The following is an 18028-nucleotide window of genomic DNA, read 5'->3' as shown; positions in this document are numbered from 1 at the left end:
ATGGGGGCAGTACAAAAGACGCGACTATCTAAGGACTATGACGGAGTGCTGGCTAGATCCATTTGCGGTTCTTGAAGATGCCAAAAAGCACCACGCTGACCCCGAACATGGCTATCAGGGCCAGGGGGTAGCCCCACTCCCAATGCAGTTCTGGCATGGAATCAAAGTTCATGCCGTAGACGGTGCCCACCAGGGTGGGGGCGAACAGGATGGCAGCCCAGGCCGAGATCTTTTTGACCTCCTCATTCTGGTCATTGCTCGCCTCCGCCAGGTGCTTCATTTCCTCGTTCTGGCGCTGCGCCACCAGCGTGGCGTTAACGGTCAGGATGTCCCGGAGCATGAACCGGAAACCGTCAATCTTCTCGTTGACCTGTTTGACGTGGTCATCCACGTCGCGCAGGTACTGCTGCAGATCTTCGTTGATGCCGTATTTGGTGAAGCCGCCGGCCAGCGATTCCAGAATTCCCACCATGGGCTTGGTGGAACGCTGGAATTCAATGACTTCGCGGGAGAGCTCGTAGATGCGTCGTGACACTTGAGGATCACCACTGAACACTTCGGTCTCAATCTCGTCAATGTCATTTTCAAGACCCGTCACCACGGGCGCAAAGCCGTCCACCACGGTGTCCAAAATGGCGTACAGCACAGCCTCAGGGCCCAGCCGCAGCAGTGTTTGATCCTGTTCCATGCGACGGCGCACGGTGGCCAGATCGGGGGAGTGGCCGTGCCGGACGGTGATGATGAAGTTGGGGCCAACAAAAATGTGCAGCTCACCAAACTCCACCTCCTCCTGTGATTCCAGGTAGCGGGTGGCCCGCAGCACCGCGAAGAGGGTGGTTCCGTAGCGTTCAATCTTGGAGCGCTGGTGGGCCATGACAGCGTCCTCCACGGCCAGCTCGTGCAGGTCAAATTCGGCGGCCAGTTCCTGCAGCTCCGCCTCTTCAGGGCGGACCAAGCCAATCCAGGCCATGGATCCGGGGGCCTTGTTCAGCTCCCGAAAAGTATCGGGCAGTGTGCTGGGGGAGGAAATTCGCTTACCGTGAAGGTAAATGCCGGCGTCAACCATGCTGTTGCTCTTTTGCGGGAGGACGCGTTCGACGTCGTTGCCCGCCCTGCCAGCCGTGCCTGGGCCGGCCGGGGCAGGGGATTCGCGGGGCTTGAGGGGGACAAGGTTTTGCAGGCGCAAGGCAGTGCGGCGGGTGTTCATGGGGATTCCAAACAGCAGTGAGGGAAAGGGCCAGTCATGCATGGCCAGCCTCGATGTGCCGCCGCATAGTGCGCATGCGCGTCAAAGCGCGAAAGCGCAGTGCAGAATGCCTTAGGCGGGGTAGGAGGGGGCCATGGAATACATACTTGGGGGTTCGGCCATCATGGCACTGACCACCTCTTTCCACGGCTTGCGCCCTCCCGGGCGTTTGAAACTCTCAAGGCTGAGAATATCAGCAAAGTATGCGTGCGCCCGTCCGGGCATTTTTTGCCGTTGCCCGAGCCTGCCCCTATTGGGCCAGGCGCCCCGAATAAGTAAAGAGAATGGCGGCAGCAACGTCCTCAACGGGCGTCTCCGGGGTGAACAGCAGCCATTCCAGCCCGCCCATGAGCGTTGCCCCGAAAATGCCGCCGGCCATCAACAAGCGGGTGGCCTCCGGAGTCTCCGCCGGAACCAGGGGGGCAAGCGCCGTGCCAATCTCGGAAACCCCTTCACGGCGCAGCCCGCTGACGGTGTGCTGCCAGACCCTGTCGGTGCGGAAAATTTCCGCAGCCATCAACTTTGCCAAGGCCCGGTTCTCCGCAATCAACGTCAGCATCTGCATGACCATGGCCTCGATGGCGCCAAAGCCGCTTGCTTGCTCGCGGGCCGTGCGCAGAGTTGCTGACAGCGAGCTGACCCCCGCCGTCAGCAACTCCTCAAACAGCTTGTCCTTGGAGGCAAAGTTGTAATACACGCTGCCCTTGGCCACCCCTGCCCGTTCGGCCACCTCTTCCATGGTGGTGCCAGAAATCCCGTGCAGCGCACCCAATTCCAGTGCGGCAGCCAGAATGGCCTGTTTAGTGGCAGATATGCGGGGCACGGGGGTTCCTTAGTTTTCTTGGGCTGGCACGGGCGTGGCTGGTACGTGGGCCGGAGGCCAACGCGGTTACTTACATCTCCAGCTCAGGATGCAGGCGCTTGATGGAGAAGACACGCTGGCGGCCGGCACAGAACGAGCTGACAGCCACCGATCCCAGTGCAAGTGCAGCAAGGAATGCCACCGAGATCCACAACCGGGAGTCTATTCCACCAGTCATCAGCTCCCTAAGTCCACTCACCACATACGTGGCCGGCATGAAGGGGTGAAGTGCCTGGAAGAAACCGGGCGTGGTTTCCACCGGGTAGGTTCCACCGGAGGAGCTCAGCTGCAGCATCAGGAGCACCAGGCTGACCACACGCCCTGTAGCCGTGCCAAAAACAATGATGAACATTTGCTGCAAAGCAAGGAACGCCACGGTTGTCAGGTAGATGAACGCAGCCATGGCCACGGGGTAGACCGGTTTCATGTCCAGGCCCCACAGCAGCACGGCCATCATGATCAACACTTGGCCCAAGCCAATGGCCAAGGCAGGCAGCAGGCCCGTCAAAACGCTCCGCAGGCCATTAGCTCCGGCGGCCAGGGCCCTGGTGGGCAAGGCGCGCAGCAACAGCCAGGAAATCAAGGCGCCCACAAAGGTGGCCAGCGCAATGAAGAACGGGGCAAAACCCTCACCAAAACTCTTGGACTCATTGGACCACTGCGAGTTCACGGCCACGGGGGCCGCCAAAACCTGCGACTTTTGTTCCAGCAGATCGGCTGAATCGTTGGGGATGGCCTTGCCGCCGTCGTCCAGTTTGTCAGTGAGCTGCTGGCTGCCGGCGGCGAGCTTCTCGGCGCCTGCGGACAGTGAAGTTCCACCCTCCAGCAGCGTCCCGGTGCCTGTTGACAGCTCAGAGGTGCCGTTGCTCAACGTGCCTGCACCGGTGGCCAGCGCCGCGGCGCCGTCCTTGGCAGTGCCGGCGCCCGTGGAGAGGGCTGCCGCTCCGCCGGAAACCTTGGCGGCACCGTCAGCCACATCGGTAGAACCCGTTGCCGCGCTTTGGACGCCCTTGGCCAGCGTGGCCGCACCCGTATTCAGCGTGGTGGCGCCCTTGGCGAGCTTGTCGGCACCTGCCGCCGCATCGCTGACACCCGTGGAGAGCTTGGTGACGCCTACAGAAACCGCATCCGCACCGGCGGACAGCTTGGCAGCGCCCGCGGACAGGGGAGTGGTCCCATCGGCTGAGAGTGCTTGCGCACCTGCCGCCAAGGTGCCGGCACCTGCCGCTACGGGGGAGGCAGCATCGGACTGGAGTTGCTTCAGGCTGTCCAGCAGTGCGCTCGCTGGGGTTCCCGGCGGCAGACTTTCAGTACTGGCGATCAGTTTGGCCAGCTGGGCTGAGGTTTGGGCGGCACCGGCAGCCACAGCATCGGCACTCGTGGCCAAAGTGTTTGCTGATCCGGACAGTTTGGCTGCGCTCGCGGACAGGGTTCCCGCACTGGCCGACAGGGAGGCCGCGCCCTGATCCAATTTCTGCGCATCCGGGATGGAACCGGTCAAACTGGTGGCCAGCTGGCCGGTTCCGACTGCAAGGGTGTTGCTGCCGGCTGCCAGCTGGGTGGCACCGGTGTTCAGCTGTCCCATCCCTGCCGCCAGCGAACCGGCTCCCGCCGAAAGAGATGACGCCCCGGTGTTCAAGGTTGCTGCCCCGCCGGCCAGCGTGTTGACGCCGTTGGAGAGGGCAGAGGCGCCGTCGGAGAGCGCAAGCGCACCATTGTTCAGGGTCACCGAGCCGCTGGCCAACGCCTTCATGCCAACCACCAGCTTCCCGGCACCGTCCTTGGCCGTGCCGATGCCCTCGGTGACTTCAGCGGAACCATCGGCCGCGGCACGCAGCCCGGCTCCGGCGTCGTGCAAGCCCACCAGCAGTGTGGAGGAGGTTTGCTCGCCCAGCTGCTCGGAGACGGCGTCACGGACCTGGGCCATGGCCTGCTTGCCCAAGACGCTGGAGAGGAAGTTGTTGGAATCGTTGAACTGGACATCCAGCATGGTCTGGGCTGGCTTGTCGGTGCCCACAGAGACGGCGTTGGCGGAGAATTCGCGGGGGATGGTCAGGGCGAAGTAGTACTTGCCGCTGGCCACGCCCTGCGCGGCACCGTCGGAGTCCGTCTGCTCCCACTTCAGGTCCATGCCATCGAGCAGCTTGGTGGTCAGGTCCTGGCCGGCATGCACGGATTCGCCGCCATTGGTGGCACCCACGTCTTGGTTGACCAGGGCCACGGGTAGCCCATCCATGTGCTTGTCCGGTGCTTGGAACGCCCACAGGTACAGGGCGCCGTAGATCAGCGGAATGAACAGCATCACGGCAACGGCAATCTTGGGCATCTTGCCGCGCTTGAACCGGCTCAGTTCAGTGCCGGAGGATAAAAAGGCAAACATTTAGACGGTCTCCTCGATCAATTCTTGCTGTGATGGTGTTACTGATTCTGCGGATTCCTGGGGTCCGGGGGCGCTTTGGTGGGTGCTGATGTCCACCACGTTCGGCGCGATGTCCAGTTGGTCCCAGAGCTGCGCGTCCAGGGAAGAGGCGGAAACCACCACGTCCGTGCCAGCGCCGGCAAGGTGGGCCAGACGGTCCCAGATGATGGTGCGGGAGTCACTGTTGCGGATTTGTTCCAGATCATCCACCAAGAGGACGGAGGGGTTGCTCATCATGGCCAGGGCAATGCGAAGCAGGAACGCCTGCGTGTCGCTCAGATCCCAGATGACGGTGTTGGCATGGGGGATGGGCTCGCCGCCAAAGGTGGGGGCGCAGATTTCTGCCACGTCCACATCGTTGAGTTTGCGCACCCGGGACCACCAGGGGGAGATCCACGCGAGGCGTTCTTTCAGGGCCGCGCCTACTGTGACCGACTCCTCGAGCTCGTCAATGCCGTCGAAACCGGCAACCGAACTGATCTTTTGGACTGCGCGCAGTTTCTGGGGCAGTTCATGTCCGCCCACCTGGAGGCTTCCGTCCTGGTGCTTCATGCGGCCAGCCAAGGTCAGCAGCAGTGATGTCCGCCCGCTTCCGGCGTCGCCGCGGAGCACGTTGAGGCCGCCGTCAAGTTCAAAGGTGAGAGGGCCGTAAACAGGGCCGCGGCCTGCTGACAGCGCAAGGTTGTTGGCGTGAATCTGCACAGGGGTTCCTTCGTGTGAGGCAATTTTTTCGGTGTTCCGTTCGGGATCGTGCTGATCCCGGACGGAACTGAATTCGTGGCGAATTACGAATCTGAACTCCGGATCCGGCCAGCCGTTGTTGTTGAGGTTAATCCGGTTCATCGCAATTCTTTGTACTGACCAGTCAGTCTAGCAATAATGTGAGGGCAGAATTTACTCGTGGCGGCGTGAGCTTGTTCACTGAGAGGAGGGATCGAGTCTGGGGGCGGCCGCCAAGATGAGAGCGCAGATACTGCGACTTCAAGCGCCGCAACTCGCACTATCTGCGCACTCGGGAGTGGACGGAATCGGTGCGCTCGGGAGCGGGCGGCGGCCCGGGAATCGAGGGTGATGCATCGCTCGCCGGAGCGCGGGCGCTTAATTTGCACGGATTTGAGAGAATTGAACGGTGACTGTTACAGATATCCCCACCAGCGACACCAAACTGGACCTCCCGCCCCTGAAACTTGGCAACATCACCGTGAACACCCCGGTAGTGCTTGCCCCCATGGCCGGGATCACCAACACCGCCTTCCGCCGCCTCTGCCGCGAGCACGGTGGTGGCGTTTTTGTCTCCGAAATGGTCACCTCACGTGCCCTGGTGGAGCGCACACCCGAGTCCATGCGCCTGATCAGCCATGACGAGGATGAGAAGATTCGCTCCGTTCAGCTGTATGGCGTGGACCCCGAAACAGTGGGCAAGGCCGTGCGTATGCTGGTCGAGGAAGACCATGCGGACCACATTGACTTGAACTTTGGCTGCCCCGTGGCCAAGGTAACCCGCCGTGGTGGCGGCGCGGCGCTGCCGTGGAAGATCGATCTGTTCACCGCCATTGTGCAGACGGCTGTCCGGGAGGCCTCCAAGGGTGGCATCCCCTTGACCATCAAGATGCGCAAGGGCATCGACGATGACCACCTAACCTATTTGGAAGCCGGCCGCATAGCCCGCGACTCCGGTGTTGCCGCAGTGGCCTTGCACGGGCGCACGGCCAACCAGTTCTACTCGGGCAAAGCCGACTGGGATGCTATTGCGCGGTTGCGCGAGGCACTGCCGGATGTTCCCGTGTTGGGCAATGGTGACATTTGGAGCGCCGAGGATGCTATTGCCATGGTCCGCCAGACAGGTGTGGACGGCGTGGTGGTGGGCCGCGGCTGCCAGGGGCGTCCCTGGTTGTTTGCCGATTTGATGGCGGCCTTTGAGGGCAGCGACACCCGGCACAAGCCCGGGCTGGCCGAGGTTTCCGCAGCTGTGTACCGCCATGCAGAACTCCTCGTTGACACGTTCGACGACGAAAACAAGGCCCTGCGCGACATCCGCAAGCACATGGCCTGGTACTTCAAGGGCTACGTTGTGGGCGGCGAGCTCCGCGCGCAACTGTCTGCAGTGCCCACCCTTGAAGTTTTGCGCGGACTGCTCGATACGCTCGACATGGACTCCCCATACCCGGGCGTCGACGCCGAGGGCCCCCGTGGCCGCGCCGGCACTCCCAAGCGCACGGCACTACCCGAGGGTTGGCTCAATGAGCGCACCCTGAGCGGCTCGCAAAAAGTGGAGCTCGTGGGCGCAGAACTGGACGTCTCCGGCGGCTAACGCCGCGTCGCCCGCGCTTCGCCCTGCGGCGGGGCTGGCATTTCCTCGGCGAATATCCGACCCGTCGGCCGCGGGCGGCCTTTGGGGTCTCCTTTACGTCGCCTTCGAAAACACCAGCCCCGCCGCCAGCCCCCACCGTCGCTGCGCGCGTGACGAGTTGGCCACGCCGCCAGCCCCCACCGTTGCTGCGCGCGTGACGTGAGCGCCCTCAGCCCTGTGCACAATGTCCCTGAGTACGGTGGAGTTGGCCCTAAACTTGGGAACATGTCCTCAGATTCGCAGTCAGTGTACTTGCCCCATGATGAGCAACGGTGGGTGCAAGAGGCACCAAAAACCAGTTTCCGCACCGTGTTTGAGCGGGACAGGGCCCGGGTGCTGCACTCGTCCGCGCTACGCCGCCTCGGTGCCAAGACGCAGGTGGTGGCCCCGGACACCGATGACTTTGTCCGCACCCGCCTCACCCACAGCCTGGAAGTGGCCCAGATTGGCCGCGAACTTGGCCGCGTGCTGGGCTGCGACCCGGACGTTGTCGACACCGCCTGCCTCGCGCACGATCTTGGCCACCCGCCCTTTGGGCACAATGGCGAATCCGTGCTGAACGATCTCTCCCACACCATTGGCGGCTTCGAGGGCAACGCGCAGACGCTGCGCCTTTTGACCCGGCTTGAGTCCAAGGTGCTCACCTCCACCGGCGGCTCCGCAGGCCTGAACCTGAGCAGGGCTTCCTTGGATGCGGCGTCCAAGTACCCGTGGCTTGCTACGGATGCGCCCTTGATTGACGGCCTGCGGACCAGCAAGTTTGGCGCCTATGCCGACGATCTTCCCGTCTTCGCCTGGCTGCGGGAGGGAGCGCCCCAGGGCAAGAGCTGCATTGAGGCGCAGGTCATGGACCTCTCCGATGACATCTCCTACTCGGTCCATGACGTGGAGGATGCCATTGTGGCCGGCCACGTGCAGCTCAAATGGCTGGCCAACCAGGACCAGCGCAAAAGAGTTCTGGGCTACACCCAACAGTGGTACCTGCCAACAGTGGACACAGCAGAGATCGATGCTGCCCTGCAGAGGCTTGAGGCCACCGATGTGTGGGTTCGCCACGCTGACGGCAGCCGTGCGTCCATGGCGGCCCTGAAGGACATGACAAGCCAGCTGATCGGCCGCTTCTGCCAGAGCGCGGTGGGCGCCACCCAGGCCATCTATGGGACGCACCGCCTCGCGCGCTACGCAGCCGACGTCGTCGTACCTCATGAGACCGCCTTGGAAATTGCTGTCATGAAGGGCCTGGCCACCACCTTCGTCATGACCACCGACCACCGCCAGCCCATCTACCAGCGCCAGCAGGATGTGCTCAGCGAGCTGGTGGCGGTGCTTGATGCCACGGGAGATGCCCATCTGGAGACCATGTTCGCCTCTGATTGGCGGGACGCGGACGACGACGATGCCCGGCTTCGGGTGGTCATCGACCAGATCGCGTCGCTAACGGATGTATCGGCCCTGGCGCTGCACGAGCGTCTGGTAGGGACCGAACGCACACTGCTGTAGGTAAGGGGCAGGCCGGCGCTCACGTAAACTGGCCGTGTGGCTGGGCTAATTAAACGAGAAGACATTGACGAGGTGCGAACACGCACCGACCTCAAGGAAATTGTTGACGCCTACGTCACCTTAAAATCTGCCGGAATTGGTTCATACAAGGGACTTTGTCCTTTTCACGATGAGCGCAGCCCGTCTTTCCATGTACGCCCGCAAATGGGATATTTCCATTGTTTTGGCTGCCAGGAGAGCGGCGATGTGATTTCCTTCATCCAAAAGATGGATCACATCTCCTTTTCCGAAGCTGTAGAGAAATTGGCCGGCCGCATCGGCTACGAACTGCGCTACGAGGACGGCGGCACGGGGCCGCGCCGCGAGGATGTGGGCAAGCGCCAGCGCCTCCTTGACGCACACAAGATCGCCGGCGAATTCTTCCGTGAGCAGTTGCTCACCCCTGCCGCAGCCACGGGCCGTGCATTCTTGTCCGAGCGCGGCTTTGACCGCGAGGCCGCGGAACGGTTTGGTGTGGGCTTCGCCCCGCAAGGCTGGGATGCCCTGCTCAAGCAGCTTTCGGCCAAGGGTTTCACCCAGGAGGAACTCAAGCTCACAGGCATGTTCTCCGAGGGCAATCGCGGAATCTATGACCGTTTCCGGGGCCGCCTCATCTGGCCCATCCGCGACATTGCCGGGGACACTGTTGGTTTTGGTGCCCGGAAACTCTTTGACGACGACCAGGGCCCCAAATACCTCAACACCCCGGAAACCACCCTCTACAAGAAGTCCCAGGTGCTGTACGGGATTGACCTGGCCAAGAAGAGCATTGCCTCCAAGCGCCAGCTGGTGGTGGTGGAGGGCTACACCGACGTCATGGCGTGCCACCTGGCCGGTGTGGACACGGCCGTGGCCACGTGTGGAACGGCGTTTGGTGCCGACCATATCAAGGTGGCCCGGCGCCTGCTATCCGACGACGGCACGGGCGGGGAGGTGGTGTTCACCTTCGACGGCGACGCTGCCGGCCAGAAGGCAGCCCTGAAAGCCTTCGATGAGGACCAACGTTTTATTGCCCAAACTTTCGTGGCAGTGGAGCCAAGCGGGGCGGACCCCTGCGAGCTTCGCCAACGCAAGGGGGATGAGGCAGTTCATGCCTTGATCCGCTCGCGCAGGCCCTTGTTCGAATTCGCCATCCGCACCACTCTCGCGAAGTTTGACTTGAGCACGGTGGAGGGACGGGTCAACGGCCTGCGGGCCTCGGCGCCGGTCGTGGCAGATATCCGCGACGGCTCCACCCGAATGGGGTACAGCCAAGAGCTGGCAGGCTGGCTGGGCATGGCCGACCCGAACGAGGTTCTCCGGGCCGTCAAGACGGCCGAGCGCCGGGCCCACAGCCAGCCGGACGCCAAGGCGGGGGTGCGTGCGCCCGGCCAAGCGCATGCGCAGCCCGCCGGCCAGGGGCAGCCAAACACGCAGGGGCGTTCCGACGTCGGGCAGCAGCGCGGATCCGCATCCCACGGGGGACAGGGGCAGCTTGCCGACGACCAAGCAGAGCCGCAGCAAGCTGCAGACGCCAGGCCTGCCCTGGTGCGCCCGGATCCGCGCGACCCCCAGGGGCGCATGGAGCGGGAGGCGCTGGAAGTGGTTTTGCAGCATCCCGGGCTGTTGACGGCGGGGAACTGGCAGCATTTTGCCGCCACCGAGTTTATGGTTCCGGCCTACAAAGCCGTCCAGCAGGGCATTGCCCTGGCGGGGGAGTCCGCGGAGGCTTCCTCCCAGTGGCTGGAGGCTGTGCGCTCCAACGTTCCGCCGGAGCTGGAATCGCTGGTTGCCGAGTTGGCGCTGAGTCCTCTGCCCGCCACGCGGGAAGACACGTTGATGCGCTACTGCCGCGATATTTTGCGCAGGCTCTTTGAACTGCAGATCACCCGGCTCAAGGAGGAGCGCCTGGGGGCCTTGCAACGCATGGATCCTGCCCTTGACCCGGAGAGCTACCAGCTTCTACAGCGCGAGCTGATGGAGTTGGAAACAGCCCGCAGGCAGCTGCGCGGAGACGGCTAAGTCCCCAAGAAACACTCGATTTCACATCCTGCCCGTGGTTTGTTACTGTTGTTCCTGCGCGATCCTCTGTAGCTCAATTGGCAGAGCATTCGACTGTTAATCGAAGGGTTACTGGTTCAAGTCCAGTCAGAGGAGCCAAAACATTTTTTGTCTCCGGTCTTGTTGTGAGGCCGGAGACAAAAAATATGGTTGCGCAGGCACAAATAATCGGTTTTGATTTTTACTGATTGTTTCTGCTAAGATTTAATCTGCTTCATTCCTCTGTAGCTCAATTGGCAGAGCATTCGACTGTTAATCGAAGGGTTACTGGTTCAAGTCCAGTCAGAGGAGCTTGCAAGAAAATCCCCGTACTCACGCGAGTGCGGGGATTTTCCTTTAAGCAGTGAAAAATCTTGATGGCCCCAGCCCCGCCGGATGGCCCCGCCGCGGCTAAAATTGAGTCAGGCGCGGTTCAGCCCCACCTGTTCAGAAAGAACTCTTCCCGAAAAGATTAGGGAGAAGGGCCATGTGGATTCGCATCCTGGCTGCTGTGGCGGTGTTCGTCTCAGCGCTCATTCACCTTGAACAATGGATTGTTGTGTTCCAGGATGAGCCCATTGTGGGACCGGCCATGCTGGTCAATTTCGCTGGCGGGGTGGTGATCACCTTCCTGCTGTTGTTCTGGCGCCATTGGGCGCCGCTGGTCCTGACCGTCCTCTTTGGGGCATCCACGCTGGGCGCGTTCCTGATTTCCACCACCCCGGCGGGACTCTTTGGGGTGCACGAGCACTGGACCGGCTGGATCATCTTCACCGCGGCAGCTGTGGAAATTGCCGCCATCATTCTGGGCTTGGCAGGCCTGGCGATGGAACGACGTCGTCCCCTGGCACCGCGGCAGGCGAAAGCGTCGGCGTCGAGCCAGTGACCGGGGCGGAGGCGCCCTGGCTGTAGGCCGTCAAAAAGCTGTCCCGAAACTCACTCATGGGCATGACCGGGGCCGACGGATCCGGCAAGGCGCCCTCATCCCAGCCCCATGAGGAGATCCGGCCCAGGACCGATTTGTCGTGGGCAATGATGGAGATGGGCACGTCGTGGCTGGCGCCCTGGCCTGACACTGCCGCTGCGGGCTGGTGGTCGCCCAGCACTATTAGCACCAGGTTCGGATCAGGGTGGTTTCTGACAAAGGAAAACAGCGCAGCCAGGGAGTATTCGATCGACTTCCCATACAGTGTCTTCACCAGCTCTGGGTTGCTGACCACCGATTCGGGGCTTGGGCCCAGGGCAGCCATAGGGTTGAAGATTGAGCCGTCCCCCACCTGGCCCCACGGCACCAGACTCGGCAGCGGAGTCCACGGAGTATGACTGGAGACCAAATCCAGTTCAGCCATAACAGGTGTGCGGGGTTGCTTCGCCAACTCCAACCGTGCGAACGCCGAAAGGACATATTGATCCGGCATGGTGGCGTAGCTGAACTTCGGCCCCCGGTATCCCACATTTCTGGAGTCATAGAGGGCATCGAAGTGATAGAAGGCTTGGCCCTGCGGCCAATCGAGAGTATTGGCCGGTACATCAAAAACCGTCCGCCACCCGGCCTGGGAGAACGCCCCGCTCAAGGTCATTCTGTCCGTGGTCAGTAGTTGGTTGTAGCGCTGCTGGCTGTCCACCCAAAGCCCTGACTGCAGGGTGGAATGGGCCAGCCAACTGGCGCCGCCAAACGTGGGGGACGTAAGGAAAGCGCTGAGGGAGGAAAAGCCCGCCGCTTCCAGCTCTTTGGTGCCGGCCTTCAGCGCGGCCTTCACGCCGGGGGAGATGGCCGGGTCGGAAAGGGCGGAGCGGCCGTAGCTCTCTACGAACACCAACATGACGTCTTTTCCCCGCAGGCCTTCCAACAAGCCGTCACGGGGGCCGTCATCGAGCGGGTCCAGGATAATTTGGGCGGCAAAGTCCTTCCTGTCGGCGAGGTCGAGCTGCAACTGGCGGAGTTGTCCGGACACCAGCGGCACAGGGCTGGTGGAGGCCAGCGGAACATCCGGGCTCCATTGCAGGCCTGTCACAGCAAGCAGGACCCAGACAAAACCGATGGCTGCAGCGGCGCGGGCAGAGAGGCGGCGGTTGTGTGACGCGGCACGGCTCAGGCGCAGGGCCGCAAGCGGCAGCAGGACCAGTGCGGCAACGGCAAGCGCAATTGCCGCCACAGCAACTGCCAGCGCGCCAGCCTGACCAATCGAATCGCCCAGCACGTCGGCACCCGGTCCCAGATAAAACCAGTCATTGACCGGATCAAACGCCCGCCCAAAAACGGCCACAAAAGCCATGTTCAGGGCTTTGAGGATGAGTAAACACCCCAGAAAAATTCCGCAGCCAACGGCAACTGCCTGCCCCCACCGGCGCGGCAACAGCAGGGCGGTAAGAACTATCAGTAGCCCGGCGGCAGGGATGCTGACAAAAGCCACGGGCGTCATTTGAGTGGGATCCGCTGGCAGAACCAGCACGCACCAGATCACCACGATGGCAGCTGCAGTCCGGACTCCGGACGGAACCACCACCTTGCCCCCGTGCTCTTTCCGGTGGCGCCACAACCACCAGCTTTCACGGCCAAAGGACTCAGCCAACAACACCAGGGCGGTGAGCAGGGCCGCCGCTGCCAAGGGGTGGGGGAGAACATCGGCAGCAGCCACCGTGAGGACCACCCCCTGGACCACGGCAACCACCTTGGACCAGTACCGGGCCTGGGCGCTGGCCCGCAGCCACGGCAGGAAACAGCCAGTGGCGACAAACGCATACCGTGCAAGGCCAATGAGGAGCACCCAGACACCCACCAAAGGTGCCACATAGACGCTCAGCGCAAAGATGAGAAAAGCGTCAACTTCCATGTCAAAACGTGCGCCAAGGGCCGACGTCGTGCCTGTTCGCCTGGCGACCCAGCCATCGGTGGCATCCAGGAGGATGGTCAGGGCGGCAAACACAATCAGCAGGGCCACTGGGACGTCCCCGCTGAAGGAATCAGCCACGAGCGCGGCTGCTCCGCCAGTTAGCAGGGCCCGGAGTTGCGTGATCCAGTCGGCCGGGCCAAAGCCGCCACTGCCACGGCGGGTGATGCCGTTGGCCAGCAACGCGCACACGGTGACGGCGTACACCACCCCGATGCCCCAGCCGAGGCCACCCAGGCCGCCGGAGCTGGCCAGCACGGCGAGCAGCGCCAGCTGGGAAACCAGCCCGGCCATGGGGCCCAAGAGATGCCATCGCACGGCGCCTCCAATGTGAGATCCGCAACAGTATTAGGATAGGTGCAATTGACGGGTATAGCCCGTGGATCTGAGCCGGGGATGTGAGTTCTGTGGACCATGACGCATTCGCCTTCTGGCTTTGTGGGCCCGGGCGTAGTGAAATTCGCGCGGAAAAGCTGCCCGCGCCGGGGCCGGGGGAGGTCCTGGTGCGGACCCTGTTCACGGGCGTGAGCAGGGCCAGTGAGTCCCTGGTCTACCGCGGGGGAGTTCCTGCCAGCCAGCACACCTTGATGCGTGCGCCCTTCCAAGCGGGTGATTTTCCCTGGCCGGTTAAATACGGCTACCTCAATGTGGGGGTGGTGGAAGCCGGCCCCGACGCCCTGTTGGGACGCACGGTCTTCGCGTTGTTTCCGCATCAGAGTGCCTATGTTGTGCCGGTTCCTGCAGTCCACGTGGTGCCCGACGGCGTGCCTGCCAGGCGGGCTGTGCTCGCCGGCACCGTGGAGACGGCTATCAATGCGCTGTGGGACGCGGCACCGCTGGTGGGGGACAGGATTGCCGTGGTGGGGGCGGGCATGGTGGGTTGCTGTGTTGCCCGCTTGTTGAGCCGCATTCCGGGAATTCAGGTGACTATTGTTGACACCGATCCGGCAAAACAAACCGTGGCACAAGCGATGGGGGCAGGATTCTCCCTAGCATCGGATGCCGTGAACACCACAGCCGGTTGTGACCTTGTCTTTCACACGAGCGGGACCTCAGCTGGCCTCCAGCTCTCCCTTGAGCTGCTTGCCCCGGAGGGCGAGGTGGTGGACCTGAGCTGGTACGGCGACGACGGCGTGACGCTGGCGCTCGGGGCCAACTTCCACTCCCTGCGGCTGGCCATCCGCTCCAGCCAGGTGGGGGCCGTGGCCCCGTCCCGCCGGCGCAACCGCACCGCCGGGCAGCGGCTGGACCTTGCCCTGGAGTTGCTCAAAGACCCGGCCTTCGACGCAGTCTTGACGGGCACATCGCCCTTTGCACAGCTCCCGGAGGTCATGGCGGCGCTGGCTGACGGGCGGCTGCCGGCGCTGTGCCACACCATCAGCTACAACGGTGTGGGCCACCAACCGCTTTCGGCACAGGAGTAGGTGAGACGCATGTTCAGTGTGAACGTCCGCGACCACATGATGGTTGCCCACAGCTTCAGCGGTGCAGCGTTTGGCCCTGCCCAGCGCCTACACGGGGCCACGTACATCATCGATGCCACGTTCAAGCGCGATGCCTTGGACGAAAACAACACGGTGCTGGATATTGGGGTGGCGGCGGCGGAACTACGCACCATCGCAGCCGCGCTGGGCTACAGCAACTTGGACGACGATCCCGAGTTTGCCGGAATCAACACGACCACCGAGGTGCTGGCGAAGGCCATTGCCGACAGACTGGCGGATCGCGTGCGCGCTGGCGCTTTTGGCCCGGCGGCACTGCAGCTGGCCAGCATCGCCGTCACCCTGCACGAGTCGCACGTTGCCTGGGCCAGCTACGAGCGTCCGCTGTGACACCAGCACGTCAGGCCCGCCCCAGAGTGCACTTTGTGGTCCCGGCAGGCATTGACAGCCCGAGCCGGCCCAGCGGCGGCAACGTCTACGACCGGCGGATGAGTCGCGGGCTGGGGGTCCTGGGATGGCAGGTGGTGGAGCATCCGATGCCCGGAGGCTGGCCCCACCCGGCACCCGCTGATTACGCCGCGCTAACAGGCCTGCTGGATGGTCTTGCCGACGGTTCCCTGGTCTTGATTGATGGGCTGATCGCCCTCTGCTCACCTGCGCTGGCGGAACAAGCAACCAGGCTGCGCCTGGTGGTTCTTGTCCATATGTTACTGACGGAAGGAGACAGCCATGGCCTCGGCAGTGCTGTGGAGGGTTCGGTGCTGTCCAGCGCCCTTGGGGTCATAACCACCAGCCACTGGACCAAGAACCAGGTGGTGGCGAGGTATGGGCTTCCCCCGGAGCACGTTTCCGTGGTTGAACCCGGTGCGGACGTCGCCGCGGTGGCGGATGGGACGGCCAGCGGCGGCGCATTGCTGTGTGTTGCTGCCGTCACCGAGGCCAAAGGCTACGACGTCCTGCTCCACGCCCTGGTGAGCATCTCCGCCCTTGACTGGACGTGCCGCTGCGCAGGAGCCCTGGACCTTGAGAAGAACTTCACCGAAAATCTGCGCCGGCAGGCGGTGGCCGGAGGCATTGCCAGCCGGGTCCAATTCCTGGGCGCGCTGGCATCAACAGAGCTGGCCGCCGAGCACGCGTCCGCGGATGTGCTGGTGCTGGCATCCCGGGGCGAAACGTACGGCATGGTGGTGGCCGAGGCGCTGGCACGGGGGATACCCGTGATCGCCACGAGCGTTGGGGGCGTGCCGGAGGCGCTGGGTACGGGCTCCCGCGCACCAGGGCTGCTGGTGCCGAGCAATGACCCCGTTGCCCTTGCCGCTGCCCTGCGGGCCTGGCTGGGCGACGCTGCGCTTCGGGCGAGGCTGCGCTCGGCCGCCCGCGAAAGCCGGCAAACCGTCGGCGAGTGGGGATCTGCAGCTGCCACGTTTTCTGAGGCGCTGGGACGCCTTGCCACGAGGGCCCCAGCCAGGAACAGGTTCTGAGATGGTGGGACGGGCGGGAGTATGGAGGTGGTTGGAGCCGCTGGCGGGGGCAGCCGTGCTCGCGGCGCTGGTCTGGAAAATGGGGGCCGGGCCATTCCTTGACGGCTTCAAGGCAGTCAATGTGCAGGCCCTGGTTGCGGCGGCAGCCATCACCCTTGCCACCACCGTGTGCTGTGCCTGGCGCTGGCGCCTGGTTGCACGGGGACTGGGGTTTGAGATTCCGCTAGGCGGCGCCATTGCCGCCTACTACCGATCGCAGTTTCTGAATTCCGTTCTTCCCGGCGGCGTACTCGGGGATGTGCATCGCGGCGTGAAGCACGGCCAGGAGTCGGGGCAGGCGGGCCGCGGGCTTCGGGCAGTTGTGTGGGAGCGTGCCGCAGGGCAAACAGTGCAGCTGATTCTGGCCGTGGGGCTTCTTGCACTGCTCCCATCAGCCGTCCACCAACTCAGCGCATTCCTGGCCGTGGTGCTTCTGGCGGTGGTGTCCGCAACCCTGTTCGCGCTGCACTGGCGCTCCGTGGCGGGAACCCGGTGGTGGGCCCGGGCCCTGCGAGCTTCGGCCGCCGATATCCGCAGCGGTGTGCTTAATTGGAGCACTGCGCCCGGGGTGGTGGTGGCATCCGTGGCAGCCGTGGGAGGCTACACGGCCATCTTTCTGATCGCAGCCCGCACCGCAGGCATCACGGCTCCGCTGGGCCAACTCCTGCCGCTGGCCGTGTTGGTGCTGCTGGCCATGTCGGTGCCGGCCAACATTGCCGGATGGGGTCCCCGCGAAGGTGCGGCCGCCTGGGCGTTTGGTGCAGCCGGCCTGGGAGCAGCGCAGGGCGTCAGTGCCGCCGTCGTCTATGGCGTTTTGACGTTTGCCTCCGTAGTGCCGGGGGCGGTCGTTTTGGCTGTGGGATGGGTGCGCAGCCCCGACAAGCAGGGGGAGCCCCATGCGTGAGCGCCCGTACACGCTGCTCAGTTGTTGCATGTCCATTGATGGTTACATCAACGACGCCTCCGCGGAGCGGTTGCTGCTCTCCAACGACGCAGATTTTGACCGGGTGGATGCCGTGCGTGCCTCCTGCGACGCCATCATGGTGGGTGCCGGCACCATCAGGGCAGACGATCCGCGCTTGCTGGTCCGCAGCCCCAGCAGGCGAGAGATACGGGCGGAACGGGGGCTGGCGCCGTCGCCCATGAAGGTCACGGTGAGTAACGCAGCCCGGCTGGACCCGTCCGCGAGCTTCTTCACCACGGGGGATGCCCGCAAGCTGGTTTACTGCACCTCTGAGAACGTGGACGACGCGCGGAACCGTCTGGGCATGCTGGCCACCATCGTCGACGGCGGTCCGCAGGTGCGGATGGCGCAGCTGAGCGTGGACCTGCATGCCAGAGGCGTGGGCCGGCTCATGGTGGAGGGCGGGGAAAGCGTGCACACGCAATTCTTGGAAGAAGGGCTGGCCGACGAGCTTCAGCTGGTGGTGGCGCCGTTTTTCGTGGGTGACTCCCGGGCGCCCAGGCTGACCGGCGACGGGCATTTTCCCTGGAACTCGCTCAGGCCAGCCCGGCTGGTGACGGCACTGCCCTTAGGCGACGCCGTGCTGTTGCGCTACGCGCTGTCCCCGCGGTTCATCGACGAAGCAACATCCCCCTGACGCCCCACCTCCCCAACGCCCGCTCACTAAAGGGGCGTTTTTCACGAACGCTCGCGCAGTAACGGTATCTGTCAACCTGTTTGAGAGAGATTGACGTTTTGTTGAGTTCGTTGTTTGGGGTCGTTGATGGCGACGTAGG

Annotated in this window: 14 protein-coding genes and 2 tRNA genes; 11 read left to right on the top strand and 5 right to left on the bottom strand. The window is 63.5% G+C overall.

The features are described from left to right. Positions 1 to 52: 52 nt before the first annotated feature. The 4 genes from CVS27_RS19010 to CVS27_RS18995 all read right to left on the bottom strand — a co-directional run bounded on the left by CVS27_RS19010 (position 53) and on the right by CVS27_RS18995 (position 5370). Positions 53 to 1207, bottom strand: coding sequence for a magnesium and cobalt transport protein CorA (locus CVS27_RS19010; RefSeq protein ID WP_103467446.1), 1155 nt, complete (start codon positions 1205 to 1207; stop codon positions 53 to 55). 289 nt (positions 1208 to 1496) lie between these two features. After that, a complete protein-coding gene (locus CVS27_RS19005) occupies positions 1497 to 2069 on the bottom strand; it encodes a TetR/AcrR family transcriptional regulator (RefSeq protein ID WP_103467418.1) in 573 nt (190 codons plus the stop codon). 70 nt (positions 2070 to 2139) lie between these two features. Then, a complete protein-coding gene (locus CVS27_RS19000; RefSeq protein WP_103467417.1) occupies positions 2140 to 4488 on the bottom strand; it encodes a YhgE/Pip family protein in 2349 nt (782 codons plus the stop codon). Beyond that, entirely contained in the window at positions 4489 to 5370 is an 882-nt protein-coding gene (locus CVS27_RS18995; RefSeq protein ID WP_103467416.1) for an ATP-binding cassette domain-containing protein, read from the bottom strand. A gap of 286 nt (positions 5371 to 5656) precedes the next feature. On the opposite strand from CVS27_RS18995, the gene dusB reads away from it, so the two are divergent. The 6 genes from dusB (at position 5657) to CVS27_RS18965 (ending at position 11321) form a co-directional block, all read left to right on the top strand. After that, on the top strand, positions 5657 to 6838 hold the full coding sequence (gene dusB, locus CVS27_RS18990; protein ID WP_207767580.1) for a tRNA dihydrouridine synthase DusB: 1182 nt from the start codon (positions 5657 to 5659) through the stop codon (positions 6836 to 6838). Positions 6839 to 7102: 264 nt separating this feature from the next. Further along, the gene (locus CVS27_RS18985; protein ID WP_103467415.1) at positions 7103 to 8377 is read left to right on the top strand and encodes a deoxyguanosinetriphosphate triphosphohydrolase; all 1275 of its coding nucleotides are present in this window, start codon (positions 7103 to 7105) and stop codon (positions 8375 to 8377) included. Positions 8378 to 8413: 36 nt separating this feature from the next. Continuing rightward, positions 8414 to 10417 carry a DNA primase gene (gene dnaG / locus CVS27_RS18980; protein ID WP_103467414.1) on the top strand — a complete coding sequence of 668 codons (2004 nt, stop codon included), beginning with the start codon at positions 8414 to 8416 and terminating at the stop codon, positions 10415 to 10417. A gap of 62 nt (positions 10418 to 10479) precedes the next feature. Continuing rightward, positions 10480 to 10555: transfer RNA gene (locus tag CVS27_RS18975), tRNA-Asn, on the top strand. A 119-nt stretch (positions 10556 to 10674) separates the two neighbouring features. Continuing rightward, positions 10675 to 10747 (top strand) — tRNA-Asn (locus CVS27_RS18970). A 175-nt stretch (positions 10748 to 10922) separates the two neighbouring features. Further along, positions 10923 to 11321, top strand: coding sequence for a hypothetical protein (locus tag CVS27_RS18965; RefSeq protein WP_207767579.1), 399 nt, complete (start codon positions 10923 to 10925; stop codon positions 11319 to 11321). Here the strand turns inward: CVS27_RS18965 and CVS27_RS18960 are convergent. Further along, positions 11236 to 13644, bottom strand: coding sequence for a CDP-alcohol phosphatidyltransferase family protein (locus tag CVS27_RS18960; protein WP_207767578.1), 2409 nt, complete (start codon positions 13642 to 13644; stop codon positions 11236 to 11238). The two genes, CVS27_RS18965 and CVS27_RS18960, sit on opposite strands and share 86 nt — an antisense overlap. 89 nt (positions 13645 to 13733) lie before the next feature. Here CVS27_RS18960 and CVS27_RS18955 point away from each other — a divergent pair, with 89 nt between their 5' ends. The 5 genes from CVS27_RS18955 to CVS27_RS18935 are packed head-to-tail and all read left to right on the top strand — an operon-like array spanning position 13734 to position 17889. Further along, positions 13734 to 14750 (top strand): zinc-dependent alcohol dehydrogenase, encoded by a 1017-nt coding sequence (locus tag CVS27_RS18955; RefSeq protein WP_103467444.1) that lies wholly within the window; start codon positions 13734 to 13736, stop codon positions 14748 to 14750. Positions 14751 to 14759: 9 nt separating this feature from the next. Further along, the gene (locus CVS27_RS18950; RefSeq protein ID WP_103467412.1) at positions 14760 to 15158 is read left to right on the top strand and encodes a 6-pyruvoyl trahydropterin synthase family protein; all 399 of its coding nucleotides are present in this window, start codon (positions 14760 to 14762) and stop codon (positions 15156 to 15158) included. After that, the gene (locus CVS27_RS18945; protein ID WP_207767577.1) at positions 15155 to 16249 is read left to right on the top strand and encodes a glycosyltransferase family 4 protein; all 1095 of its coding nucleotides are present in this window, start codon (positions 15155 to 15157) and stop codon (positions 16247 to 16249) included. Before CVS27_RS18950 ends, CVS27_RS18945 begins: the two co-directional genes overlap by 4 nt. Positions 16250 to 16280: 31 nt before the next feature. Beyond that, positions 16281 to 17192 (top strand): lysylphosphatidylglycerol synthase transmembrane domain-containing protein, encoded by a 912-nt coding sequence (locus CVS27_RS18940; RefSeq protein ID WP_243400279.1) that lies wholly within the window; start codon positions 16281 to 16283, stop codon positions 17190 to 17192. Next, entirely contained in the window at positions 17185 to 17889 is a 705-nt protein-coding gene (locus CVS27_RS18935; RefSeq protein ID WP_103467410.1) for a RibD family protein, read from the top strand. The genes CVS27_RS18940 and CVS27_RS18935 overlap by 8 nt, the downstream gene beginning before the upstream one ends. Positions 17890 to 18028: the final 139 nt, after the last annotated feature.

Origin of the sequence: Arthrobacter glacialis (genome assembly GCF_002909445.1) — a bacterium.
GTDB lineage: Bacteria > Actinomycetota > Actinomycetes > Actinomycetales > Micrococcaceae > Specibacter > Specibacter glacialis.
The sequence above is the reverse complement of the archived record's forward strand: the minus strand, read 5'-3'. Positions and strand labels throughout refer to the sequence as shown.